The 23,305-nt window shown below is 74.0% G+C and carries 20 protein-coding genes and 1 pseudogene; 9 read left to right on the top strand and 12 right to left on the bottom strand.

Translation table 11 applies throughout. The annotated features are described in order from the left end of the window. Positions 1 to 39: 39 nt before the first annotated feature. Positions 40 to 1,098 carry a PP2C family protein-serine/threonine phosphatase gene (locus tag ABD329_RS26815; RefSeq protein WP_214664919.1) on the bottom strand — a complete coding sequence of 353 codons (1,059 nt, stop codon included), beginning with the start codon at positions 1,096 to 1,098 and terminating at the stop codon, positions 40 to 42. A 220-nt stretch (positions 1,099 to 1,318) separates the two neighbouring features. Here ABD329_RS26815 and sigJ point away from each other — a divergent pair, with 220 nt between their 5' ends. Continuing rightward, complete coding sequence (gene sigJ / locus ABD329_RS26810; RefSeq protein WP_198277476.1) at positions 1,319 to 2,191, top strand: RNA polymerase sigma factor SigJ; 873 nt, start codon at positions 1,319 to 1,321, stop codon at positions 2,189 to 2,191. A gap of 74 nt (positions 2,192 to 2,265) precedes the next feature. Then, on the top strand, positions 2,266 to 3,348 hold the full coding sequence (locus ABD329_RS26805) for an NAD(P)/FAD-dependent oxidoreductase (protein ID WP_198277477.1): 1,083 nt from the start codon (positions 2,266 to 2,268) through the stop codon (positions 3,346 to 3,348). 31 nt (positions 3,349 to 3,379) lie between these two features. Here ABD329_RS26805 and ABD329_RS26800 read toward each other — a convergent pair whose 3' ends face one another. The 4 genes from ABD329_RS26800 to ABD329_RS26785 form a co-directional block, all read right to left on the bottom strand. Next, positions 3,380 to 4,840 (bottom strand): aldehyde dehydrogenase family protein, encoded by a 1,461-nt coding sequence (locus ABD329_RS26800; RefSeq protein ID WP_198277478.1) that lies wholly within the window; start codon positions 4,838 to 4,840, stop codon positions 3,380 to 3,382. Positions 4,841 to 4,914: 74 nt separating this feature from the next. Then, complete coding sequence (locus ABD329_RS26795; RefSeq protein WP_246618499.1) at positions 4,915 to 6,711, bottom strand: ABC transporter permease subunit; 1,797 nt, start codon at positions 6,709 to 6,711, stop codon at positions 4,915 to 4,917. Positions 6,712 to 6,752: 41 nt separating this feature from the next. Next, the gene (locus ABD329_RS26790; RefSeq protein ID WP_344317010.1) at positions 6,753 to 8,276 is read right to left on the bottom strand and encodes an ABC transporter substrate-binding protein; all 1,524 of its coding nucleotides are present in this window, start codon (positions 8,274 to 8,276) and stop codon (positions 6,753 to 6,755) included. Between the two features lie 72 nt (positions 8,277 to 8,348). Further along, the gene (locus ABD329_RS26785) at positions 8,349 to 8,894 is read right to left on the bottom strand and encodes a GNAT family N-acetyltransferase (protein ID WP_198281558.1); all 546 of its coding nucleotides are present in this window, start codon (positions 8,892 to 8,894) and stop codon (positions 8,349 to 8,351) included. Between the two features lie 72 nt (positions 8,895 to 8,966). On the opposite strand from ABD329_RS26785, the gene ABD329_RS26780 reads away from it, so the two are divergent. Beyond that, positions 8,967 to 11,381, top strand: coding sequence for a tetratricopeptide repeat protein (locus ABD329_RS26780; protein ID WP_246619096.1), 2,415 nt, complete (start codon positions 8,967 to 8,969; stop codon positions 11,379 to 11,381). Between the two features lie 112 nt (positions 11,382 to 11,493). On the opposite strand, the gene ABD329_RS26775 is transcribed toward ABD329_RS26780, so the two are convergent. The 6 genes from ABD329_RS26775 to ABD329_RS26750 form a co-directional block, all read right to left on the bottom strand. Continuing rightward, a complete protein-coding gene (locus tag ABD329_RS26775) occupies positions 11,494 to 11,823 on the bottom strand; it encodes a hypothetical protein (RefSeq protein WP_198281559.1) in 330 nt (109 codons plus the stop codon). A 106-nt stretch (positions 11,824 to 11,929) separates the two neighbouring features. Further along, the gene (locus ABD329_RS26770; protein ID WP_344317009.1) at positions 11,930 to 12,523 is read right to left on the bottom strand and encodes a hypothetical protein; all 594 of its coding nucleotides are present in this window, start codon (positions 12,521 to 12,523) and stop codon (positions 11,930 to 11,932) included. Between the two features lie 153 nt (positions 12,524 to 12,676). Then, the gene (locus tag ABD329_RS26765; protein ID WP_198282502.1) at positions 12,677 to 13,003 is read right to left on the bottom strand and encodes an MmcQ/YjbR family DNA-binding protein; all 327 of its coding nucleotides are present in this window, start codon (positions 13,001 to 13,003) and stop codon (positions 12,677 to 12,679) included. Positions 13,004 to 13,062: 59 nt separating this feature from the next. Then, positions 13,063 to 13,839: a GNAT family N-acetyltransferase gene (locus ABD329_RS26760; RefSeq protein WP_344317007.1), complete on the bottom strand. Its 777-nt coding sequence runs from the start codon at positions 13,837 to 13,839 to the stop codon at positions 13,063 to 13,065. Positions 13,840 to 13,925: 86 nt separating this feature from the next. Beyond that, entirely contained in the window at positions 13,926 to 14,861 is a 936-nt protein-coding gene (locus ABD329_RS26755) for a pseudouridine-5'-phosphate glycosidase (RefSeq protein WP_198276976.1), read from the bottom strand. Next, positions 14,858 to 15,994, bottom strand: a complete 1,137-nt coding sequence (locus tag ABD329_RS26750; RefSeq protein WP_198276975.1) for a PfkB family carbohydrate kinase — start codon at positions 15,992 to 15,994, stop codon at positions 14,858 to 14,860. Before ABD329_RS26750 ends, ABD329_RS26755 begins: the two co-directional genes overlap by 4 nt. 190 nt (positions 15,995 to 16,184) lie before the next feature. Here ABD329_RS26750 and ABD329_RS26745 point away from each other — a divergent pair, with 190 nt between their 5' ends. The 4 genes and pseudogenes from ABD329_RS26745 to ABD329_RS26730 form a co-directional block, all read left to right on the top strand. After that, complete coding sequence (locus ABD329_RS26745) at positions 16,185 to 17,114, top strand: ATP-grasp domain-containing protein (RefSeq protein ID WP_198276974.1); 930 nt, start codon at positions 16,185 to 16,187, stop codon at positions 17,112 to 17,114. Continuing rightward, positions 17,111 to 17,929 carry an ATP-grasp domain-containing protein gene (locus tag ABD329_RS26740; protein ID WP_198276973.1) on the top strand — a complete coding sequence of 273 codons (819 nt, stop codon included), beginning with the start codon at positions 17,111 to 17,113 and terminating at the stop codon, positions 17,927 to 17,929. The genes ABD329_RS26745 and ABD329_RS26740 overlap by 4 nt, the downstream gene beginning before the upstream one ends. A gap of 160 nt (positions 17,930 to 18,089) precedes the next feature. Further along, on the top strand, positions 18,090 to 18,845 hold the full coding sequence (locus ABD329_RS26735) for a thioesterase II family protein (protein WP_198276972.1): 756 nt from the start codon (positions 18,090 to 18,092) through the stop codon (positions 18,843 to 18,845). Between the two features lie 223 nt (positions 18,846 to 19,068). Continuing rightward, positions 19,069 to 19,833: pseudogene (locus ABD329_RS26730) on the top strand (baeRF10 domain-containing protein); the annotation flags it as partial. 493 nt (positions 19,834 to 20,326) lie between these two features. Here the strand turns inward: ABD329_RS26730 and ABD329_RS26725 are convergent. After that, complete coding sequence (locus ABD329_RS26725; RefSeq protein ID WP_198276970.1) at positions 20,327 to 21,541, bottom strand: DUF4032 domain-containing protein; 1,215 nt, start codon at positions 21,539 to 21,541, stop codon at positions 20,327 to 20,329. 174 nt (positions 21,542 to 21,715) lie between these two features. On the opposite strand from ABD329_RS26725, the gene ABD329_RS26720 reads away from it, so the two are divergent. Both ABD329_RS26720 and ABD329_RS26715 read left to right on the top strand, forming a co-directional pair. Continuing rightward, on the top strand, positions 21,716 to 22,495 hold the full coding sequence (locus ABD329_RS26720) for an SDR family NAD(P)-dependent oxidoreductase (protein ID WP_198276969.1): 780 nt from the start codon (positions 21,716 to 21,718) through the stop codon (positions 22,493 to 22,495). A 61-nt stretch (positions 22,496 to 22,556) separates the two neighbouring features. Further along, on the top strand, positions 22,557 to 23,303 hold the full coding sequence (locus ABD329_RS26715; RefSeq protein WP_198276968.1) for an AraC family transcriptional regulator: 747 nt from the start codon (positions 22,557 to 22,559) through the stop codon (positions 23,301 to 23,303). Positions 23,304 to 23,305 lie beyond the last annotated feature (2 nt).

The following is a 23,305-nucleotide window of genomic DNA, read 5'->3' as shown; positions in this document are numbered from 1 at the left end:
CCTCGGCCGGGCCACGGCTCGCGGGCGCCATCGGGTGCGTCAGCGCTCCGCCCGGTGGCGTTCGAGGACGACCAGGGCGGCGTCATCGCCCTGGTGGCCGCCCGTGTGGCTGAGCAGATCGCGGTGCAGCCGGTCGACGAGGTACTGGGGGCCGCCGCCGTCCGCTCCGGGGAGCCGCTCAGCGAGCGGGAAGAAGCTGCCCTCGCTGTTCCGCGCCTCGACGACCCCGTCGGTGTAGAGCAGCAACTGATCGCCCTCCTGGAACGGGAAGTCCTCGGTGTGGTAGTGGCCGGCCGCCAGGTGGCCGAGGCCCAGCGGCAGTGCGGGCGCCTGGCCCTCCAGCGCCTTGACACCGGAGTCGCACAGCAGGAGCGGCGGCGGATGTCCGCAGTTGACGAGGCGGACCACCGGCAGGTCGTCGGGGATCTCCAGCACGGCGGCGGTGACGAACGACTCCCCCGCCCCGGGCGCCTTGTCGCGGGGTTCGGTCCGCTCCGCGGACAGCGCGGTGTCCAGGTGGGACGCCAGATCGGTCAGCGGTACCGGCCAGTGGGCGATCGCGCGGAAGGCGCCGAGCACCAGGGAGGCGTCCGCGACGGCGGTCAGGCCGCTGCCCCGGACATCGCCGATGATCAGCCGGGTGGCGTGGGAGGTGCGCGCGGCCGCGTACAGATCGCCACCGATCTCCGCCCCCGGTTCGGCCGCGAGGTAGACCGAGGCGATCAGCAGCGGGCCGACCCTGACGGGCAGCGGGCGCAGCAGCACCCGCTGCGCCACGTCGGCCACCGCCCGCACCCGGTTCAGCTCGCGCATATGCCGGTCGAGGACCGCGCGGAACAGCACGATCATCGCCGAGACCAGGGCGAGGGTGATCACCTCGGTCAGCCGGCCGGTACTGCCGAGGAACCCCTCCGAGGCGTTCGCCGCGATCTGCGCGACGACGGCCAGCAGCCCGACGCACGCGGTGAGCACGGGACCGGCGAACGAGGCGGTCATGGCGGGGGCGGCGATCAGCAGCGGGCTGAGCCGGACACTTGCCGGGGCCAGCACATCGCCCACCGTGATCAACCCGATGACCAGCAGGGGGATCACGACCAAGACACGGGTCCGCCACCTTGGCCGGCGCGGATCCGAGGGACCTTGCCGCGTGTGCACATCTACTGCTTACGCCTGCCGTGGCCCCCGCGCCAACCCGTCGGCCCGGGGCCGGGCCGCGCAGCGGGAGGCTGGTGTCACACTTCGGGCCGCTGTCCCGTCCTCCTTCTCGGGCCGAGGGTTCTCGGGTCGAGGGTTCTCGGGTCGAGGAGAGGATCGGGACATGGCAGAGCTGACCGCCTTCGAACAGCAGCGCGACCGGCTGTGGGCCGTCGCGTATCGCATCACCGGCTCGGTGGCCGACGCCGATGACGCGGTGCAGGAGACCTGGCTGCGCTGGCAGGCGCTGCCCGCGGACGAGGCCGCCGACCCCCGCGCGTATCTGACCACCGTCATCAGCCGCATCTGCTACGACCTGCTGGGGTCGGCGCGGGCGCGGCGCGAGCGTTACGTCGGCCCCTGGCTGCCCGAGCCAGTGGTGGCGGCCGGCGGTCCGGAGGACCGGGTGACGCTGGACGAGTCGGTGGGTCTGGCGCTGCTCACCGTGCTGGAGCGGCTGACCCCGGCGGAGCGGACCGCCTTCATCCTGCACGATGTCTTCTCGGTGCCGTTCCCGGAGATCGCCGAGGTGGTGGGCCGGAGCCCGGAGTCCGTACGGCAGCTGGCCTCCCGGGCCCGCAAGCGGGTCCGGGCGGAGGCGCCGCGGCGCTCGGTGGACCGCGGGGAGCACCGGCGGGCCGTGGACGCGTTCCTCCGGGCGGTCATGGGCGGTGACATGGACGGGCTGCTGGAGATCCTGGACCCGGAGGTCGTCTGGCGTTCGGACGGTGGCGGCAAGGTGGCGGCGGCCCGGCTCCCGGTACTGGGGAACGAGAAGGTGGCCCGCTTCGCCCAGCGGCTGGCCCGGGGCTTCGACCCGGCCACGATGCTGGTGCACCACCGCGACGTCAACGGCGCCCCGGGGCTGGTCATGGTCGACAGCGTGGGCGGGCAGGCCGTGGTCTTCGCGTTCTCGGTGCACCAGGGCCGGATCACCGAGATCGACGCGGTCGTCAACCCCGACAAGCTCCGCCACCTCGACCTGCCGAACCTGTGACCGGCATCACCGTCACATCTCGGGCCGCCGTGTCGTCCTCCTCGTGAACACCGACCGGCAAGGAGGCCGCCCATATGGAGAAGCAGCAGGTCCTAGTGCTCGGCGCGGGCTATGCGGGGCTGATGGCCGCCCTGCGGCTGGCCCCGCACACCCGCGTCACCCTGGTCGATCCGAGCCCCGCCTTCACCGAGCGGGTGCGGCTGCACGAGCGCGCCGTCGGACGGCCCGACATCACACATCCGCTCGACGCGCTGGCCCGGCGGGCCGGGATCGTCCACCTGGCCGCCCGCGCCACCGGGATCGATCCGGCCGCCCGGCGGATCACCACCGACGACGGCCGCCGGCTCCCGTACGACCGGCTGGTGTACGCGCTCGGCAGCCGCACCGCGGACCCCGGTGAGCGCGCCTACACCCCGGAGACGGCGGCCGAACTGCACAAGCGGCTGCTGGACGGCCCGGGTGAGCTGACGGTGGTCGGCGGGGGACTCACCGGCATCGAGCTCGCGGCCGAGATCGCCGAGTCCCACGGCGCCTGGAAGGTCCGGCTGATCACGGGCGAGGAGGTCGGCACTGGGCTGTCCGCGAAGGGCCGCGCCCATGTCCGTACGACGCTCACCGGGCTCGGTGTCCGGATCGAGGAGGGCCGCCGGGTGGCGCGCCCGGAGGACATCGACGCCGACGCGGTGGTCTGGGCCACCGCGATGACCGCGAACACCGCCTTGGCCGAGGCCGCCGGAATCGCCCTCGACCCGGCCGGGCGCGTCCGCGTCGACGCCACCCTGCGCTCGGTGTCCCATCCGGAGATCTACGCGGTGGGCGACGCGGCGGCCATGGCCACCCCGGCCGCCGGTGCCCTGCGCATGGCCTGCGCCACCGCGCTCCCGTCCGGTTCGCACGCCGCCTCCTCGATCATCGCCGAGACGCGGGGACGCGAGCCGAAGCCGCTGCGCTTCCGCTTCGTGGCGCAGTGCGTGAGCCTGGGCCGCCGGGACGGGCTGGTCCAGTTGGTGCGGTCGGACGACTCCCCGCGCGGGACGGTGCTGCGCGGTGGCACCGCCGCCCGTACCAAGGAGCAGGTGGTGCGCTCCACGGTCAGGGCGCTGCGGCTGGCGGCGCGCCGCCCCGGGGCCGTGCCCCTCATTCCCGGGATCGGCTGATTCCCGGGATCGGCTGAGGCCGTCGGCACCCCTAGAACGGGTAGTGGGCGTGCTGGGTGGCGAGGGTGATCCACCGGGTGTCGCTGAACGCCTCGATGCCCCAGCGGCCGCCGAACCGCCCGTACCCCGAGTGCTTGACGCCACCGAACGGGGCCTGCGGTTCGTCCGCCACCGACTGGTCGTTGATGTGCACGATGCCGGTCCGGACACGGCGGGCGACCTTGAGCCCATGGGTCCCGTTCTCGGTGATGATGCCGCAGGTCAGGCCGTGGTCGGTGGAGTTGGCCAGGGCCACGGCCCGATCGTCGTCGGCGAAGGTGGCCACCACGCAGACCGGCCCGAACGCCTCGGCGTGGTGGATGTCCATGTCCGGGGTGACATCGGTCAGCACCGTCGCCGGGTGGACCGCGCCGTCCGGTTCGCCACCGCCGGTCAGCACCGTGGCGCCCTTGTCCACCGCGTCCTTCACCAGGGCCGCCACCCGGCGCGCCGAGCCGGCTGTGATCAGCGGGCCGACCACGGTGGTCGGTTGGGCGGGGTCGCCGCACGGCAGGGCGGCGACCTTGGCGGAGAACTTCGCGGTGAACTCCTCGGCGAGGCTTTCATGGACGAGTATCCGGTCGCCCGACATGCAGATCTGGCCGGAGTTCATGAACACGCCGAAGGTGGCGGCGTTCACCGCGTGGTCCACGTCGGCGTCGTCCAGGACGATGATGGCGTTCTTGCCGCCCAGTTCCAGCACGGCCGGCTTGAGGTGCCGCGCGGCGAGTGAGCCGATGGTCCTGCCGACGCCGGTGGACCCGGTGAAGTTGACGATCCGTACGCGCGGATCGGCGATGAGCGCCTCGGCCACCTCGGCGGCGTCCTCACGGGCGTTGGTGACCACGTTGAGCACCCCGTCGGGCAGTCCGGCGTCGCGCAGCACATCGGCGACGAAGAGCCCGCAGGCGAGCGGGGCGTCCTCGCTGGGCTTCAGCACCACCGTATTGCCCGCCGCCAGGGGCGCCGCGACGGAGCGGACACCGAGGATGACCGGCGCGTTCCAGGGGGCGAAGGCGGCGACGACACCGGCCGGTTCGCGGACGGCGAGACCGAGCGCGCCCGCCTCCTGGGCGCTGAGCACCTCACCGCGCGGGGCGGTGATCGCGGCGGCGGCCTCGCGGAGGATGTTCGCGGCCAGGCCCACGTTGAAGTGCGCCCAGGGTGCGGTGCCTCCGGTCTCCTGGGCCATGATCTCGGCGGCCCGGGCGGCGCGCGACTCCAGCAGGTCCGCCGCGGTCAGGAAGATCGTACGGCGCTCGAACGGGGCCAGCTCCGCCCAGGCCGGGAAGGCGGCGTCGGCGGCGGCCACCGCACGTGCCACATCCTCGGCCCCGGCGGCCGCGACGGTGGCGAATACCTCCCCGGTGTAGGGGTTGAGGTCCTCGGCGGTGCGCCCGGAGACGGCCGGGGTGTCCTTGCCATCGATCAACAGATCGCGGTGGAGGGTCATATCGGATGTCCTTTGCGGTCCCTCGCCCCAAGGGCGTGTTCGCGGAATGAACTTCGGTTCACTGGGGCGGACCGTCAGTCTCCGACGCGCCCCTGGCGGTCGTCAATGCGCGGGCGCCGCCGGGGCCACCGCACCCCGCCGGACGCCGTCACCGCCAGGAGCCCCAGGAGCGCCAGCGCGGCGGCGGGGGCGAGGACCGCCCACGGGGCGCGCTCGGCGTAGGGGTGGTTCTCGGCCAGCAGCCGGCCCCACTCCGGGGACGGCGGCTGGGCACCCAGGCCGAGGAAGCCCAGCGCGGCCAGGGCGAGTGCCACGGACGGCAGGCGCAGCAGCGCGTGGCGGACGACCGGGGGCAGGACCGCGGGCAGGATGTGGCGGCGCAGCAGATGGCGGCGGGATGCGCCCAGCGCGCGGGTGGCGGCGAGGTGGGTGGCGGCGAGCTGCTGCCGCAGCAGGGCCGAGGTGTGGGTGGCCAGCGGTGCCCAGGCGACGGCGGCCACGGCGAGCGCGGGGGTGTACGGGCCGCGGCCCGCCGCCCCGGCGACCAGCAGCCCGGCGAGCACGGGCGGCACCGCGTTCACCGTCTCGGCGAGTCCGCCGGACAGCCGGGGCACCAGCCCGAGCAGCACCCCCGCCACCAGCGCGGCGGCGCTCACCGCCACCGCGAGCGCGAGCGTGGACAGCGCGCCGTGTCCCACCCGGGCCAGCAGATCGCGGCCCAGCGCGTCGGTGCCGAACGGATGCGCCGGGGACGGGGCGGTGAGCCGGGCGGCGGTGTCCACCAGCAGCGGGTCCCGGAGGGCGCCGAGCACCACGACGGCGAGCAGGAGCGCGCCGTAGAGCAGCGGAATCGCGCGGGCGGTCGGGGCCGTGGGCCGGTCGAGCGAGGGCAGCGCCCCGTCGCGCAGCGCGGGCCCGAGCGACAGCCGGGCCGCGAGCCGGGCGAGACCTCCGGCGACGGCCGCGAGCAGGATCAGGGCCAGTGCGCACGCCTGGAGCATCGGCAGGTCCTGGGCGATGGCCGCCTGCAAGGAGAGCCGGCCGAGCCCGGGGATGTCGAAGACCTGCTCGACGGCGACCGCGCCCCCGGTGAGCCCGACCACGAACAGCCCGATGTTCGGCAGCACTCCGGGCACGGCGCGCCGCAGCGCCTGGCGGGCGATCCGCCGGGCGGGCAGCCCGCGCGCGGCGGCGGCCCGCGCCCAGGGTTCCGCGAACGCTCCGGGCAGCGCGTCGTCCAGGACCCGGCCCAGCAGGGCGCCCGCGGGCAGGCCGAGGGCGAGCGAGGGCAGCACCATCCACCGCGGCCCGTACCAGCCGACCGCGGGCAGCCAGCCGAGCCGCACCGCGACCACCGCGGCCAGCACGGACGCCAGCAGGAACTCCGGCAGCGCGGCGAGCAGCGCGCCACCGCTCCCCGCACCGGCCCCGCGCCGGGCGGCTCGCCGCCGCGGCCCGAGCCACAGCGTGCGCCCGCACACCGCGCCCGCGGTGGCCGCCGCGACCACCAGCGCCCCGCCCATGAGCAGCAGCGACACGCCGAGCGCCACGGCCACCGAGGGGGCCACGGCCGTCCCCGAGATCCAGGACGCGCCCGCGTCGCCGTGGGGCAGCCCGGCGAGCCACCCGCCGAGCAGCCGCAACGGCCCGGCGTCGAGGCCGAGTTGGGAGCGCAGGGAGTCCAGGAGCTCGGGGCTGGGGTCGCGGTCGGCCGCGCGCGCCTTGAGGACGGTTCGGGCGGGGTCGGTACGGGACAGCCAGGGCAGCAGACCGATGCCACACAGCAACGCCCCCGCGAGCGCGACGCGCCAGAGCGCGACCAGCCCGGTGGCCCGTGCGGTGCTCGGACCAGTGGAGCGGCCAGTGCTCAGCGGCACCGCGTTCCGCCCGGTGGACCGCGTCCGTGCGCCGTTCAACGCCGCGTACCCGTGCCGACGAACGTGCGCTCGTACGGGTCGAGGATCACACCGCGCACCGAGGCGCCCACGCCGTGGAGGATCCGCTGGTGGACCAGCGGGACCACCCCGTCCGTGCGCAGCACGGCGGTCTGCGCGGCCAGGGCGGCGCGGTGGCGCGCCGCGTCGTCGGGGCGGGACGCGGCCTCGGCGACCGCGCGGTCCACGGCCTCGTCGCACACCCGCGCCAGGTTGTAGCCGCCGTCACACGTGAAGTCGTCCGCGAGATAGGACACCGGGTCGCCCGTGTCGAGCATGGTGTTGCGGGCGGCCACCACGGCGTCGAACTTCCCGGCCAGGGCGTCGCTTTCGAGCCGGGAGTACTCCCGCACCTCCAGCTTCACACCGAACCCGGCCTTGCGCAGCCGCTGTTGCAGCACCTGCGCGACCTCGGGGAGCTCGGGCCGGTTGTCATAGGTGGCGAGGGTGATCGAGGCGTTCCGGACCCGCGCGGCGGCGGGGCGGCCGGACGGCCGGGGACGCTCACCCGCGGCCCAGGTGAGGGCCGGGCCGAACAGCCCGCGGCCGGTGTCGGCATGCCCCTCGTACACGTCCTCGGCGAGGGCGGAGCCGCCGACGGTCTCGCGGGCGGCGGCACGGACGGCGGGATCGGCGAAGGGACCGGAGCGGGTGTTGAGGAAGAGGGCGGTGGTGCGGGCGGTGGGCACCTCGCGCAGCGTGGCCTTGTCGAGGGTGGCCGCCTGGGAGACCGGGACCGCCTCGGCCATGTCCACCTCCCCGCTGCGCAGCGCGTTGGTACGGGCCGTGCCGTCGGCGATGAAGCGGACGTCGAGGCCGGAGGCGTGGGCGAGGCCGCCCCAGTAGTCGTCGAAGCGGTGGAGGGTGGCACGGGTGGTGCCGGTCGCCCTGGTCAGGGTGAAGGGGCCGGTGGCGGTGCCGACCGGGTCGACCGTCGCCGTCTCCCCTCGCCGCGTACCGGCCTTCGTCCGGTACGCCTTGGGCGAGAGGACGGCCAGGCTCGGGCTCGACAGCCGCAGCGGCAGGGCGGGGTCGGCGGTCCCGGCGGTGACCCGGACCCGCCGCTCCCCCACCGCCTCCGCGGTGAGCGCGACCCCGGTGAGCGCGGCGGGCGGCGGATCGGCACGGGTGGCGTGGGTGAGGGCGTCCGCCACCGCCGCCGGGGTGACCTCGGTGCCGTCCTGGAACCGCGCCTCGCGCAGGGTGAACACCCAACTCCGGCCGCTCTCCCGGGTCCAGGACTCGGCGAGGGCGGGCACCGCACCCCCGTTGCCGTCCAGCCGGGTCAGCCCCTCGGTGACGCCGAGCCTGCTGAGCAGGGTGGCGTCGGCGCCGTACGGGGAGAAGCGCTCGGCGGGCGGGAAGGCCATCGCGACACGGAGGCGCCCGCCGCCCGCCCCGGCCCCGGCGTCGTACGGCGAACCGTCACGGGCCGCGAAACACCCGGCGAGCAGCGGGAGGAGCAGCAGCGCGGCGGCCCACCGGCGGCGGACAGAGTGCATGGGCGTGGTTCTCCAGGGGCTGCGCGGGTACGGCGGAACACTGAAGTTACATGATAATCATTTCCATAAGACTCAGGGCGTCCCGGGGGGCATGGGCACCTCGAAGTGGACGATGCCCTGACCGCCCCCGGGCACCTCCCGCTCGTCGCAGACGACCTTCGCCAGGGACCGCCAGAACGGCTCGGCGCCCGGCACCGCCGGATCGGTGTGCAGATAGACCGCGCGATAGCCGCCGTCCGCCCCGGCGAACTCCAGCAGCGCACCGACCAGCCGCCTGGCCAACCCGTGGCGCCGGTGCTCGGGGCGCACATAGACCCGGCGCAGCTGGGCGGTCTCGCCCGACGGATAACGGGCGGCCAGCCACCGCGGGTTGGGCGGATGGGCCGGACCCCGGGAGTCGAGCGCGGCGGTCGCCACGACCGCCCCGTCGGCGTCGTCCACCGCGACCAGCAGGGTGTGGCGCGCGCCGTCCAGATACGCGGCGGCGGGATCGATGATGTCGGCGTGCCAGCGCGGCACATAGCCGGTTCCGAAGTCACGGTAGACGGTGTCGAGCATCACGCCGCGGGCGGCGTCGAGGTCGTCGGGGGTCGCGGTTCTGATGCGGTAGCTGGGCACCTGCGCATCGTACGCAATAAGTCGGTCCGCCGATCGTGCTGGCAGACTGGATGCCGAGGGGAGGAGAGGCCGATGGGGCGGGCACGGCCGTCGATGCAGGAGCTGATCCAGCGGCGCAGGAACGCCGGATTCGTGGGCCGGCGCCGGGAACTGGACGCGTTCCGGGACAATTTCGGGCTGCCGCCGGAGGACGCGCGGCATCGTTTCGTCTTCCATGTGCGGGGCCACGCGGGCGTGGGCAAGACCTGGCTGGTGAGCCGGCTGGAGCAGACCGCCCGCCAGGAGTACGGCGCGCTCACCGCCCGCATCGACGAGACGGCGAGCTCCGTACCGGAGGCGATGGCCGCGATCAGTGAGCAATTCGCCCGTCAGGGGCGGGAGTTAACGGCCTTCGACCGTAGGCTCGCCACCTATCGGCAGCGCCGCCACGAGGCCGAGTCGGCACCGGTGGAGGGCGGGCGGCAGGGGCCGAGTACCGGCAGTATGGCCGCCGCGCGGGCGGGTCTCGCGGGGCTCGGCCTGGTGCCGGGCGTCGGGGCGCTGGCGGGCGCCGTCGATCCGGTGCCGCTGGCCGAGAGCACCGACCGGCTGCGGGCGGCGCTCAGCTCACGCTTCCGCGACCACAAGGACGTCCAGCTGGTGCTGGACCCGGTGGAGACGCTGTCGCCGCTGCTGGTCAGGGAGTTGTCGGAGGCGGCCGCGGCGGTGCCGTGGCTGGTGCTGCTCTTCGACACCTACGAGCGCCTCGGGCCGCTGCTCGACCCCTGGCTGCGCACCCTGCTCACCAGCGAACACCTCGGCGTCCTCCCCGCCAACACCGTGCTGGTGCTGGCCGGGCAGACCCGGCTGGACCCCGGCTGCTGGGGCGATCTGGCCGATGTGGTCGCGGAGCTGCCGCTGGAGCCGTTCACCGACGCGGAGGCCCGGCAGCTGCTCACCGCCAAGGGGATCACCGATGAGTCGGTGGTGCGGGAGGTGCTGCGGCTCTCCGGCCGGCTGCCGGTCCTGGTGTCCACCCTCGCCGAGAACCCCGGGACCGGTGGCGATCCGGGCGACCCCAGCGCCACCGCCGTCGACCGGTTCCTGAAGTGGGAGCGCGATCCGGTGCGCCGCTCCGCGGCCCTGGCGGGGGCGCTGCCCCGGCGGCTCAACGAGGACGTCTTCAAGGCGGCGGTGGACGACGACGCGGCCGGGCTGTTCGGCTGGCTGCGGTCGCTGCCGTTCATCGGCGACCGCGACGGCGCGGCCCGCTACCACGATGTGGTGCGCGCCCCCATGCTGCGGCTGCAACGCACCACCTCACCGCAGCGGTGGGGCGCGGCGCACACCCGGCTGGCGGAGACCTTCGCCGGATGGCGGGAGGCGGCCGCCGGAGGGCTCGATCCGCACGATGGATGGCGGCTGGACGCCTGGAGCGGACCGCGCCTCGAGGAGTGGTACCACCTGCTGTGCGCACGGCCGTCGGCGGCGCTGCCCGGAGCGCTGCGGGACGGGATCGGCGCCTGTGACGCGGGCCCCGCGGTGGCCCGGCGCTGGGCCACCGCCCTGGTCGAGGCGGGCGAGGACGCAGACTCGGACGCGGTGCGCGCCTGGGGCCGACACCTGGTGGAGGCGCTGGCGGACGAACGGCGGCGCGGTATCGACGCGTTGGGGCTGCTGCTGGCCCGGGGTGGGCTGGACGCCGCCGCCCGGGTCGCGGCCCTCGTCGTACGGGGCTGGCACCGCCGTTCGGTCGAGGAGTTCGACGGGGCGCTTGGGGACTTCCACCGGGCGATCGAGCTGGACCCCGGGAATGTGCGCGCGCACTTCGGGCGTGCCGTGGTCCACCGGGCGACCGGGGAGTTCACCGCGGCGATGGACGCGCTGGACCGGGTGGACGCGCTGGAGCCGGGCTCGACCTGGGTGCAGCGGGAGCGCGGGGAGACCTGCCGCCGGGCGGGCCGGTACGAGGAGGCGCTGGCCCGGCTCGACCCGGTGATCGAGGCCGATCCGGCGGACCATGTGGCCCTGGGCAGCCGCGGCCAGACCAAGATGGCGCTCGGCCGGATCCAGGAGGCCCTGGCGGACCTGGACCGGGCCATCGAACTGCACGGCGACTACACCTGGGCACTGCTCCGGCGGGCCCGGGTCCGCAGCACCCTGGGGGACACCGCGGGCGCGCTGGCGGACCTGGACCGGGTGGAGGCGCTGGAGCCGGGCATCCCGGGAACGCTCGGCGAACGTGGCGATGTCCACCGCTTCGCGGGCCACTACGAGGAGGCCATCGCGGAGTACGACCGGGCGCTGGCCCTCGACCCCGGCTACGCCTGGGCCCTGGGGAGCCGCGCGATGGCCAACGAGGCCCTGGGCAGACGCGCGGCGGCGCTGGCGGACCTGGAGCGCGCGGTGGCGCTGAATCCCGGCTACGCCTGGGCCGTGGCGCAGCGCGAGCGGTTGCTCTCGAGCGGGGATTCGCCGGAGGGCGGACGGAACGACGGGCCGGTGTGACCTCCCGGGACCCGTGCTTCCGGCTCCACTCCTTCGGCGGCCGGTCGACGGCCGTGTGTCACCGGCCTCGCGTCACCGGCCTCGTGTCACCGGCCCTGCCAACGGCCCTGTCTCACCGGCCCTGTCGTGACGTGCGCCCGGCGAAGCAGGACGACACGGCGTGGCGTACGGCGCGCAGCGCGGCACGGCAGGGCAACAGATACCGGAACGTGCGGGCCCGGCGGATGGGGCGCGGCGCGCCGGAGGGAGCCGGAACGGTCGGCGGAGCCGGAACGGCCTCCTCGGCGGACGCGCCCCGAACGGTGGGGTCGCCCGGCCCGGGAGCGGCCGGATCCACCGCGGGCGGCGACGGATCGGCGGTTTCGGTCCGCGGGGTGACGGGGCGCCGGGTGGCTTCCGCGCGCAGCATCGCGCGCATGGCGGCATAGACATCGATGGGCATGCGGGTACTCCTGCGGTCTCGGACGTCCTACGGCTGGGCGGGCAGGCCGGACCGCATCCGGGATCCGCGGGCACGCGGAAACGGGATGACGGACGGCCGGGCCCGGTCAGCAGCGCAGAACGACGGTCCGCGAGGCGAGCCGGCCGGCCGGGACGTCGCCTCCGGCGCCGAACGCGCCGACGCCCGGCGCCGGGGCGCCGGGGCGACCGCGGACCGCGCCGAGCACGAGGGGGCCGAGGGACGTCGAGAGGGAGCGATGGGCGCCGAACGAGGCGCCGTGAGCCACCCGCCCGGCGTGCCGGGCCGGATGCCCGGCACCGTCCCGGGCGGAGTACACGGCCGACGCCGAGGAGGCGGAGCGCTCGTCCTCGGCCTCCGGCGCCACCGGAACAGGGGTGACGGGAGCGGGAGCCCCCGCGGGGGCGGACGCGCCGAGGGCACGGGCCGGGGCGGGAGCCCCCGCGTCACCGGGAGCGGACGGGGTCGGGGTCGGTGCCGGGGCCCGGTTCGGCGCTCCGGCCGCCCCGGCCGCCCCGGCCTTCCCGGCCGCGCACCGCTCCGGCCCGGTGGACGGCGAGGCCCGGACGACCCCCAGGGCCAGCACGGCGTGCAGCAGCGTGGCCGCCAGCAGCAGAAGGACGGCGGCCGCGTACGGGCCGCCGCACACCGCGGGGCGGTTCGTCCTGCCGCCGTGCACCATGCGGCCTCCCTCGCTGATCCCCCTCCAGGGAACCCCGCACAGCGGAAGACGGCACTCCGATTACCGGGAAAAGTCCGTACTTTCACCCGTGTCGGTTATCCAGTCGAACGCCCGTAACATCGCATTTCGAGCAGTCACGGCCGCGTGGTGTGATCATTCGAGCAATGCGGCCGGTGCGGCCTGCCGCCAGGAGTCCAGCAGGATGTCCCGCAGCTCATCGAGGTCGTCCAGCGCGTCGAGCCGCACCCGCACCCAGGCCGAACTCGCCTCATGGGCGGCGACCCAGAACTTCTCCGGCTCCGCCAGCACCAGCTCCTCCCGCTCCACCTTGGGACATCTGACCGCCATCGAGGTCTCGTCCTCGGGCAAGGTGGCGAACATCTTCCCGGCGACCCTGAAGGTGGGCATCGACCAGGCGATCTTCTCTGTGGTCTCCGGCAGCGACAGGGCGATGGCACGGACATCATCGGAGGTCGTCATGGCCAGACCGTAGAACATCCCCCCGACAAGGCCCCGGCCGCGTCCGCCCCCGGCTGTCGTCAGGCCCGGTACACATACGGCGTGGTGGTGGTCAGCGGCACGAAGCCGAGCCGGCGCAGGATCGGGCGGCTCATGCCGGACGCGTCCACCTGGAGATAGCGACAGCCGCGGTCGGCGGCGATCCGCGCCCGGAACGCGACCAGGGCACGGTAGACGCCCCGGCCCCGCCACTCCGGCACGGTGCCCCCGCCCCAGAGCCCGGCGAACGGCGCCCCCGGCGGCAGCTCCATCCGTGCCGCGCTGACCGGCCGGTCGCCGTCCATGGCCACCACCGCGACGACCGTGTCCGGGTCCTCGGCGAGCTGGGCGAGGAGCCGGTGCCGGAGCGCGGCGCCGTCGTCGCCGAACGCCCGCTCATGGACCTCCACCACCCGTTCCACACCGGCCGCGTCGGTCACCGGGAGCAGCCGGACGCCCTGGGGCGGTTCGACGGCGGTGTCCAGCTCCGCCACGTGGGCGACCATCAGCGTCTCCTCGGGCTCGGGGACGAATCCGGCGGCCCGGAGTCGTTCACCGAGGTCGCCGGGGCGGTCGTGCGCGTACAGCTTCCACTCGAACGCGCGGTCCGCGCCCCCGAAGTGCCGTATCTGCTCGGCGATCGCCGCATCGGCGGTGGCGTCGTCCAGGTCCGACCACAGGACGCCGTTCCAGTCGTCACGGCCGCCGGTCTGCCGTACCACCGCGCCCGCCCGCTCGACCCGGACGCCGGGGCCGTCGGCCCGCGCACCCCGTCTCATCTCCCGGTCGTACAGCTCACGCACCACATCACGGTCCATGCGCCCACCCCAGCACCTGGCCCCTCCGACGGCAATCGATTATCGGACCCTCGATGTCGACGCGCCATCGACGCTCCATCGGCGCGTCACGCCCCGGTCTTCGCCCCGGCCGCGTAGTGGATCGCGATCCGCGCCCCGAGCCGTGCGTTGTTCTTGACCAGGGCGATATTGGTCCGCAGGCTCTCCCCCTCGGTCAACTCCACGATCCGGCCCAGCAGATAGGGGGTCGCGTCCTTGCCGCCGATCTCCGCGTCCGCCATCTCGGTGAGAGCCCGCTCGATGATGCCGTCCATCCGCTCGGCGGGGATCTCCTCGGCCTCGGGGACGGGGTTGGCGATGCTCAGCCCCGCCGTCATGCCCAGCTCCCACTGGGCGCGCATGGTGGCGGCGATCTCCTCGGGCGAGTCGACGCGCAGCGGGGAGCGGAAGCCGCTCACCCGGGAGTAGAAGGCGGGGAAGTCGTCGGTGCCGTAGGTGAGCACCGGAACGCCCAGGGTCTCCAGCTTCTCCAGGGTCAGTCCGATGTCCAGGATGCTCTTGACCCCGGCGCTGATGACGGCCACCGGGGTGGTGGCGAGCTCGGTGAGATCGGCGCTGATGTCGAAGGACCGCTCCGCTCCCCGGTGCACTCCGCCGATGCCGCCGGTGACGAAGACCCGGATCCCGGCGAGCGCGGCGAGCCGCATGGTGGACGCCACGGTGGTCGCGCCATGGCCGCCGCGCGCGATGACATGGGCGAGGTCGCGCACGCTGACCTTGCCCACCTCGGGGCTGGTGGCGAGCAGTTCGAGGTCGGCACGCTCCAGACCGGCGCGCGGCCTGCCGTGGAGGACGGCGATGGTGGCGGGGACCGCGCCCTCGGCGCGGATGATCTCCTCGACCTCGGTGGCCATCTCGACGTTCTGCGGGTACGGCATGCCGTGGCTGATGATCGTGGACTCCAGCGCGACCACGGGACGGCCGTCGAGCAGGGCCTCCGCGACCTCCTCGGTGAGGGTCAGCCGGGGGTGGGGCGTGGTCATGTGGTCCTCCGCAGCGGGGCGTCGAGCGCGTCCTCGATCAGACGCGGGGTCAGGTCGGGTCGTACGGTGGCGGGGGTGGCCACGGTCAGCGCGGCGGCGGCGTGGCCGTAGCGGGCGGCGTCCACCGGGTCGGCGCCACCGAGCAGCGCGTGGGCGAACGCGCCGAGCATCGCGTCACCGGCCCCGGTGACGTCCCGCACCTCGGCCGGTGGCGCCGCCAGCGGCACCCGGCCCTCGTCGAGGGTGCTCAGCAGGGAGCCGCGCGCCCCGAGCCGCACCCACACATGCCGCGCCCCGCGCTCATGGAGGACGGCCACGGCCCGGAGCAGCTCCGGGTCGTCCGCGTCCGTGGCCCCTGCGAGGTCCCGCCCGGCGAGCGCGCCCAGCTCCGCCACGTTCGGCGTGACGGCGAAGACCGGCCGCCCGGCGGCGAACAGCGGGGCCAGCAGCGCCGCCTTGGGGACGCTCACCGGGTCGATCAGCGTCTGGACACCGGTGGCGGAGGCGATGTCCAGGACATAGGAGAGCACCCGCGTGGAGAGGTTTCCGTCCATCACCAGCAGACCGGCGTTGCCGATGAGTTCCCGCGCGGTGTGGAGGTGCTCGGGGGCCAGCGCGTCGGTGGCGGCCATGTCGGCGATGGCCACGACCAGATCGCCGTCGGCGTCCAGCACCGCCGTATAGGTGCCGGTGGGATGCGGGCCGCGGTGCACATGCTCGATGCGCACCCCGGCGGCCTGGGTGTCGCTCAGCAGCCGCTCCCCCGCCGCGTCCTGCCCCACGGCGGCGATGAGATGGGTGGGGGTGCCCAGCCGGGCGAGGTTCTCGGCGATGTTCCGGGCCACCCCGCCGGGGCTGGTGTGGGACCGCCCCGGGTTGCTGGTGCGGTACGCCACGGGGGCGAGGCTGCGCACCTTGATGTCCACATTGGCCCCGCCGATGACCACCACCGCGTGCTCCTGGCGCAGGATGTAGCCGCGCCCCAGGATGGCGCCCTTCTTGCCCAGGTTGGACAGATGAACATTGACCGCGGCCCGCGTGGTCCCGAGGGCGTCGGCGATGGACTGGGCGCCGGCCAGCGGGTCCCGCCGCAGCAGCGCGAGTATTTCCCGCTCCCTGCGCGTCAGCGTCATGTTCAGCAGAGTAAAGCAAACTTAGCGCGATAAACAGGTCCCATAGTGGGCCGATGAACAGGCCACTGACGGCCATGGGTTGGCCCAGGAGATCGTAAAAGAACGGCGGATGACATCCTGAGGAGCCATGGCGCGCCGGACACTCTCGGCAGCGGCCCGGGGACCTGTCCGGTGACGAGGAAGAAGGCCGATGAGACTCTGCTTTCTGGTGGAGGAGCGCTATCGCCATGACGGCATGCCGCGTGAGGTGATCCGTCAGCTCTCCGCCTGGGGCCACCAGGTGGATGTGGTCCGGCCGGGTCGTTCCCTGATGCGGATGACCGACGCGGTGCGGGCGGGCAGCCATGACGCCTGGGTGCTCAAGACCGTGTCCGGTGGTCCCGGGCTGACGCTGCTGGAGGCCGCGGCCGCCGTGGGGCTGACCACCGTCAACGACGCCCGCTCCATCCGCGGCGTACGGGACAAGGCCCTGGCGGCCGCCATCGGGCGCAGCCGCGGCCTGCCGATGCCGCCCACCTACGCGGCGGCCCGGCCCGAGGCGCTGGAGGAGATACCGGAGGCCGAGTTCCCACTGGTGGTCAAGCCCGCGGACGGCAGCTCGGGGCGGGCCGTACGGCTGGTGCCGACCCCGGACCGGCTGCGGGCGCTGCGCTCCGAGCTGGCGGCGGAGGGCATGCTCATCGCCCAGCCGTACGTGCCGAATTCGGGCATCGACCTCAAGGTGTACTGCGTGGGCGGGGAGTTGTACGCCACCGAGCGGGGGTCACCGCTCGGCCCCGACGGGGGCGCACGCGGTCGGCGGGTACCGCTGTCCGCCGAAGTGGCGGCCATCGCCGCCGAGGTGGGCGCGGTCTACGGCCTCGACCTGTACGGGGTGGATGTGCTGCTGGGTCCGGACGGGCCGGTGGTCGTCGATGTGAACGACTTCCCCAGCTTCAAGGAGGTGCCGGACGCGGCGGCCCGGGTGGGGCGCGCGGTACTGGAGTTGGCGCGCGGGGGCGGTGGCCGGTCCGGGCCCGCGCTCGTCGGCGCCCTCACGGGAGCCGAGCCGCCGGTGCGCGCTCCGGAGCCGGCCACGGCCACGAGCCGGATGACCGCCACGGTGAGCGGCGGCCGATGAGGATCGGCCTGATCACCGCCGACCCCGGCCATCAACTCCTCGCCGACGCCGCGGCCTTGCTCTCCCCTCGCCATGAGGTCGTGGCCCTCGACCCGCGCGGCGGCGACGACCCGGCCTCCCCCGGTGAGCTCGCCGACGTCTATCTGCTGAAGGCCCGGACCCCGCCCGCGCTGGCGCTCGCCCGGTCCCTGGAGCGGCGTGGCGCCCCGGTGGTGAACTCCGCCGCCGCCACCGCGCGGTGCCAGGACCGGACGGCGATGGCCGAACGGGCGCTCCGCGCCGGTCTGCCGTTCGCCCCCACCCGTACCGTGGCCTCGCTCGCCGGACTGGCGGCGGAGCCGCCCCGCCGTCCCGTCGTCGTCAAGAGCCGGCACAGCCGCCGCCACGACCTGGTGGCCCGCGTGGACGACGCGGCGCGTCTGCGTGCCCTGACCGCGGACTGGGCGGATGAGCCCGTGGTGGTGCAGGACTTCGTCCCGAACGACGGCTGGGACCACAAGCTGTGGGTGGTCGCGGGCCGGGTGTTCGCCGCGCTCCGCCGGTCGGAGCTGGCGGCCGGTGGCCGCGGTCCGAATCTGCCGCTGGCCCTGGACGCGCTGCCACCGGGCTGGCTGGATCCGGTGCTCCGGGTCGGCCCGGTGTTCTCGCTGGACGTCTACGGCGTGGATCTGATCGACTCGGGGGGCGGCGCGCCGCTGATCGTGGACATCAACGCCTTCCCCGGAATCCGTGGTCAGGCCGGGGCTCCCGAGGCGCTGGCGGCCCTGGCGCTGCGGACGGCCGAACGGGGCGGACTCACCGCCTCCCGCACATGACCGACACGAGGGAAATACTAGGGGACTCCCGGCCGAAATAGGGGTGGCCGCAGATCGGATGGGAACGGCAGGGTGGTCTACTGGTCTGCGCGCGACCCGAGGCACGCGCGTGACAGCCACCCGACAGCCGCCGCAGAGCGAGCGGACGAAAGGACATCACGTGACCGCAAACCCCACCGGCACAAGCCTGTGGATCAGGCAGTTCCACCCCGCGCCGGCAGCGGCGACGCGACTCGTCTGCCTGCCCCACGCCGGCGGGTCCGCCTCCTACTACTTCCCCGTCTCCAAGGCCCTCTCGCCCGCGGTCGATGTGCTCGCCGTGCAGTACCCGGGGCGCCAGGACCGGCGCAACGAGAAGTGCATAGACAACATCGCCGAACTGGCCGACGCGCTGGTGCCCGAGCTGCTGCCCTATACGGACAAGCCGGTGGCGCTTTTCGGCCACAGCATGGGCGCCACGCTGAGCTTCGAGGTCGCCCTGCGCCTGGAGCAGAAGGGTGTGACGCCGGTGGCGCTGTTCGCCTCGGGGCGGCGCGCCCCGTCCTGCCACCGTGACGAGTCCGTCCACCTCCGCGACGACGACGGGCTGATCGCCGAGATGAAGAGCCTGAGCGGCACCGACACCTCGCTCCTCGGCGACGACGAGATCCTCCGGATGGTGCTGCCCGCGATCCGCAGCGACTACAAGGCGGCCGAGACCTATCGCTACACCCCCGGCCCGCGGCTGGCGACGCCCATCCACGCGCACGTGGGGGACGACGACCCCAAGGCGAGCGTGGAGGAGGCCCGCGCCTGGGGCGAGCACACCACCGGTGGCTTCGACCTCCAGGTCTACCCCGGCGGCCACTTCTACCTCAACGACCAGGCGCCGCAGGTGATCGCGTCGATCCGGGACGTGCTGACCAAGAAGTCCTGAACACCCGCCCGGCCAGGGTCACGGGGTGACCGCCCCGACGACGCACGGGGCGGTATCGCCGTGGGTGGTTCGCGTAACCCGCGCTCGTAGGTGCCGCGGCGGCGCGACCCCGCTCCTGGCCGGGCTCTGCTGTCGATCCCCGCGTTGCGTTTGCCTCTCCCGCGACCACCGCGTTACCTGGAATGAGGCGCAGTGAGGCTCACCGTCACGGCGAGGAGCGGCCATGATCACACAAGAGCAGGTCGACCGGGTCCTGCGGTTGAGCGGGAACGGTCTCCCATGTGTGTCCCTCTACGTCCCCGTACCGCCCGAGCAGCCCGGTCGCAGCACATTCATGACCCGGGTGGCCAGTCTGCTGGACGGCATCCGGCCGCTCTCACTGGACAGCTCGCTCGATCATGCCGCGCGGCTCTCGCTCCGCGAGGACGTCGTGAAGCTGGAGAAGTCGCTGGCCTTCGAGCCGCACCGGCCCGGCGCCGTCGCCGTCTTCGCCTGTAGCGGCAAGGACGTGTACGAGGAGGTGTGGCTGCCACGCCCCACCCGCGAGCGCATCGTGGTGGACTCCGATCCGTACGTCCGCCCCATGCTGGCCGTGCTGGACGAGTACGACCGTGCCTGCGCCGTCATCGTGGACCGGGGGACCGGCCAGATCTGGGAGCACTACCTCGACCAGGCCCGGGAGCTGGAGGAAATCCGGGACCGTACGCTGCGCAAGCCCGACTACGCCGCGGGGCTCGCCGAGGACAGGGTCCGCAACAAGGCCGATGAGCTGAGCAAACGCCACTTCCGGAAGCTCGTCGGCGAGCTCAAGCAGCTGTTCGGGAGGCGGGCCTTCGATGTGCTCGTGGTCGGCGGGCACTCCTACGAGGTGCCGAACTTCCTTCAGTTCCTCCCCCATGACCTGCGGGAGCGGCTGATCGGCGACTTCACCGTCGACCGTGAGACCGCGACCCCCGCGGACATCAGGAACCGGGTGCAGAAGATCGTCTCCGACCACGCCCACCAGGAACAACGGCAGCTCGTGGACGACATCCTGGAGGCCCACGCGGCCGGGCGGCCGCCGAGCGCCGTGGGGCTGGACGAGACGCTGTGGGCGGCGTCGCTGGCCGCGGTCGGCACACTGGCGGCGGACGAGGAGGCGGCCGCCCCCGGGGTCGTCTGCGACCGGGACGGGCTCCTCGCGCGCTCGGGCGAGAGCTGTCCGCTGTGTGGCGATCCGCTGCGCGAGGTCCCCGACATCATCGATGCGCTGGCCGAAACCGTCATTGACGACGGGGGCGAGATCCGCCACATAGAGCCGGAGACGGAGCTGCGCAACCATCTGACCGGGGCCCTGCTGCGCTTCGAGCCATGGCCGCGGCCAGCCGCCGCGGGATCGCCCGCCCCGGCCCGGGGCGGCCGCGATGGGCGGGCCATTCGGCCGGGCCGCGGCGGGCGAGTCGGCGGCGACGACCCGGCTCACCAGTCCGGGGGCGCGGGCGTCAGCCGTGGGGCCGGTCCGCCAGGACGGTCCGTATGTAGTCCTCCACGGTGGCGTCCAGACCCACGTCCCGGCCGGTCCGCTCGGACAACAGCCAGCGGTGTTCCAGAAGTTCGTAGTAGATCTGCGCGGTGTCGGTGGCACCGCGCAGCTCCTTGGGGACGGTCCGCACGGTGGGCCGGAAGACATCGCGGACCCACCGGTGGGCGAGCACCTCCGGGCGGGCGCCGAGCGGATCGCCGGGCGCGTAGTCGTCCTGGGTGGCCATCCACGTCTCCAGGTCGTTCAGGAGGCTGCGGGCCTGGTTCTCCTCCGCGTCGAGCCCGGTCAGCCGCAGCAACTGCCGCTGGTGGTGGCCCGCGTCCACGACCTTGGGCACGAAGGTGACGGTGTCGCCGTCGGGTGAGCGCTCGATCTGCATCTCCGCCACGTCGAACCCGAGGTCGTTCAGGCGCCGCACGCGCTGGTCGATGGCGTGGCGCTGGGCGAGCGGATAGACCGACTGCCGGGTCAGCTCATGCCACAGGTCGCAGTAGCGCTCGACGATGGCCTGGCCGAAGAGCACCGGGTCGACCGAGGGGTGCAGCGAGCCGCTCGCCTCCAGGTCCATCAGCTCGCCCGCGATGTTCACCCGCGCCACCTCGACGTCGTACTCCCGCTGTCCGCTGGTGAGCGTCGGCTGGATCTGCCCGGTCTCGGCGTCCACCAGATAGGCGGCGTACGCGCCCGCGTCGCGCCGGAAGAGGGTGTTGGACAGCGAGCAGTCACCCCAGGCGAATCCGGCCAGATGCAACCGCACCAGCAGCACGGCGAGCGCGTCGAGCAGCCGCCTGATGGTGCTGGGCCGCATGGTCGTCTGGAACATCGACCGGTACGGCTGCGACCCCACCAGATGGCGGGTGATCAGCGCCGGTTCCAGCGGTTCGCCGTGCTCGTCGGTGCGCCCGGTCACCACCGCGAGCGCGTCCACCGCGGGGACCGCGAGCCGGTCCAGATCGCGCAGCAGCCCGTACTCCCGCACCGCCGCCCACTCGCCGACCTCCTTGACCGCCACGATCTCGCCGCCCGCCTGCGCGAACCGCACGACATGGCGGGAGATGCCCCGGGGCAGCGCGACCAGATGCTCCTCCGGCCACTCCGCCAGCGGGATGTTCCACGGCAGATCGAGCAGGGACGCCGGATGCTCGGGCGACGTGGCGGTGATCTGCAACTCCATGACACCCCAGTGTGCGGTACGGAAGTGTCATCGGAGCCGGTCGTACGGCGACCCGACGGACGATCAAATGGACAGAATCTGTCCGGATACATACGCTGAAGATCCAATCGGACAAGATCTGTCCGCTCAGGGAGGCCGCCGCTACAGGACCGACACCTCGAAGGGAGCCCGTGCATGAGCCACCTCGCCGGCACCACCGCGGTGATCACAGGAGCCAGCGAGGGCCTCGGCTACGCCATCGCGGACGCCTTCGCGGTGGAGGGCGCCGACTTGGTGCTGCTCGCCCATGACGGGGACAAGCTGGAGCGGGCCCGCCACACCCTGGCCGGACACGGCACCACCGTACGCGGACTCCGCGCGGACCTGGCCGACCCCGGCGCCGCCACCGCCGCCGCGCGGGCGGTGCTCGCGCTCACCGGGCGGGTGGACACCCTGGTCAACAACGCGGGCACGGCGCATTTCAGCCCGCTCGCCCAGACCTCGGCCGACTCCTTCGACGCCATGCTGCACCACAATGTCCGGGTGCCCTTCCTCCTCGCCCAGGCGCTGCTGCCCGCGCTCATCGAGGGGCGCGGCAGCATCATCAACATCAGCAGCTACTGGGCCCACACGGCGTCCGGGTCCGCCGACCGCCCGTCCGCGGCCTACTCCGCCACCCATGGCGCCATCAACGCGATGACCCGGGCGCTCGCCAATGAGCTGGGCCCCTCCGGGGTCCGGGTGGGCGGCATCGCCCCCGGCGCCGTACCCGCCCCGGCGTGTGAACGGGACCGCCTCGTCGCGCTGAGCGCCGGGGAGCGGTACGGAGCCGGGCCCACCCCGGACGGCCATCCGCTGGGCCGGGCCGGCGAACCCCACGAGGTGGCCGCCGCGGCGGCCTTCCTCGCCTCCTCCCGGGCCGGGTGGACCACCGGCACCATCATGAACGTGGACGGCGCGCTGGCCGTCCGCTGACGGCCGGGGCGGAAGCCACGCCCCGGCCAGCCGCTCCGGTGGCCGATACCATGAGGTCGCGATGGAGAGAATCCGCCACACTCCCCGGGCGACGACGGGCCAGCGTCCGCTGCCCGCCGGTGGTGGCATCGACGCCCACCGGCATGACGAGCACCAGATCGTCTACGCCGGGCGCGGGGTGCTGGCGGTCACCACCGACGCGGGCAGCTGGATCGCGCCCGCCAACCGGGCGCTGTGGATCCCGGCCGGGACCGTCCATGAGCATCGCGCGTACGGCGCCACCGACCTCCATCTGGTGGGGCTGCCGGTGGCGGACAACCCGCTGCGGCTGGAGCAGCCCGCGGTCCTGGGCGTCGGCCCGCTGCTGCGCGAGCTGATCATCGAGTACACCGCGCGGCCTGCGGACCTCGGCGCCGAACGGCGCCGGCTGCGGGCCGTACTGCTCGATCAGCTCCGCCGCTGTGATGAGCAGCCGGTGCATGTGCCCGCCGCCAGGGATCCGCGCCTGGCGGCGGTGTGCGCCCTCCTCCACGGCGACCCGGCGGACGACCGGACGCTGCGCCAGCTGGGCGCCGCGGTCGGGGTCGGCGAGCGCACCCTGACCCGGCTGTGCGGGGCGGAGCTGGGGATGACCTTTCCGCAGTGGCGCACCCAGCTGCGGCTGCACCACGCCCTGCGGTTGCTGGCCGAGGGCGTCCCGGTCACGGCCGTGGCCCACCGCTGCGGCTGGGCGTCCAGCAGCGCCTTCATCGATGTCTTCCGCCGGGCCTTCGGCCACACCCCGGGTGCCCATCGCGGGCTCGGCTGACG

The sequence above is a fragment of the Streptomyces javensis genome, assembly GCF_039525925.1.
GTDB classification, from domain to species: domain Bacteria; phylum Actinomycetota; class Actinomycetes; order Streptomycetales; family Streptomycetaceae; genus Streptomyces; species Streptomyces asiaticus.
The sequence above is the reverse complement of the archived record's forward strand: the minus strand, read 5'-3'. Positions and strand labels throughout refer to the sequence as shown.

Coding starts and splice junctions, on each gene's coding strand:
- sigJ (WP_198277476.1), top strand. CDS start 1,319: ATGGCAGAGCTGACCGCCTTCGAACAGCAGCGCGACCGGCTGTGGGCC.
- ABD329_RS26805 (WP_198277477.1), top strand. CDS start 2,266: ATGGAGAAGCAGCAGGTCCTAGTGCTCGGCGCGGGCTATGCGGGGCTG.
- ABD329_RS26800 (WP_198277478.1), bottom strand. CDS start 4,840: ATGACCCTCCACCGCGATCTGTTGATCGATGGCAAGGACACCCCGGCC.
- ABD329_RS26790 (WP_344317010.1), bottom strand. CDS start 8,276: ATGCACTCTGTCCGCCGCCGGTGGGCCGCCGCGCTGCTGCTCCTCCCG.
- ABD329_RS26780 (WP_246619096.1), top strand. CDS start 8,967: ATGGGGCGGGCACGGCCGTCGATGCAGGAGCTGATCCAGCGGCGCAGG.
- ABD329_RS26775 (WP_198281559.1), bottom strand. CDS start 11,823: ATGCCCATCGATGTCTATGCCGCCATGCGCGCGATGCTGCGCGCGGAA.
- ABD329_RS26770 (WP_344317009.1), bottom strand. CDS start 12,523: ATGGTGCACGGCGGCAGGACGAACCGCCCCGCGGTGTGCGGCGGCCCG.
- ABD329_RS26765 (WP_198282502.1), bottom strand. CDS start 13,003: ATGACGACCTCCGATGATGTCCGTGCCATCGCCCTGTCGCTGCCGGAG.
- ABD329_RS26760 (WP_344317007.1), bottom strand. CDS start 13,839: ATGGACCGTGATGTGGTGCGTGAGCTGTACGACCGGGAGATGAGACGG.
- ABD329_RS26755 (WP_198276976.1), bottom strand. CDS start 14,861: ATGACCACGCCCCACCCCCGGCTGACCCTCACCGAGGAGGTCGCGGAG.
- ABD329_RS26750 (WP_198276975.1), bottom strand. CDS start 15,994: ATGACGCTGACGCGCAGGGAGCGGGAAATACTCGCGCTGCTGCGGCGG.
- ABD329_RS26745 (WP_198276974.1), top strand. CDS start 16,185: ATGAGACTCTGCTTTCTGGTGGAGGAGCGCTATCGCCATGACGGCATG.
- ABD329_RS26740 (WP_198276973.1), top strand. CDS start 17,111: ATGAGGATCGGCCTGATCACCGCCGACCCCGGCCATCAACTCCTCGCC.
- ABD329_RS26725 (WP_198276970.1), bottom strand. CDS start 21,541: ATGGAGTTGCAGATCACCGCCACGTCGCCCGAGCATCCGGCGTCCCTG.
- ABD329_RS26720 (WP_198276969.1), top strand. CDS start 21,716: ATGAGCCACCTCGCCGGCACCACCGCGGTGATCACAGGAGCCAGCGAG.
- ABD329_RS26715 (WP_198276968.1), top strand. CDS start 22,557: ATGGAGAGAATCCGCCACACTCCCCGGGCGACGACGGGCCAGCGTCCG.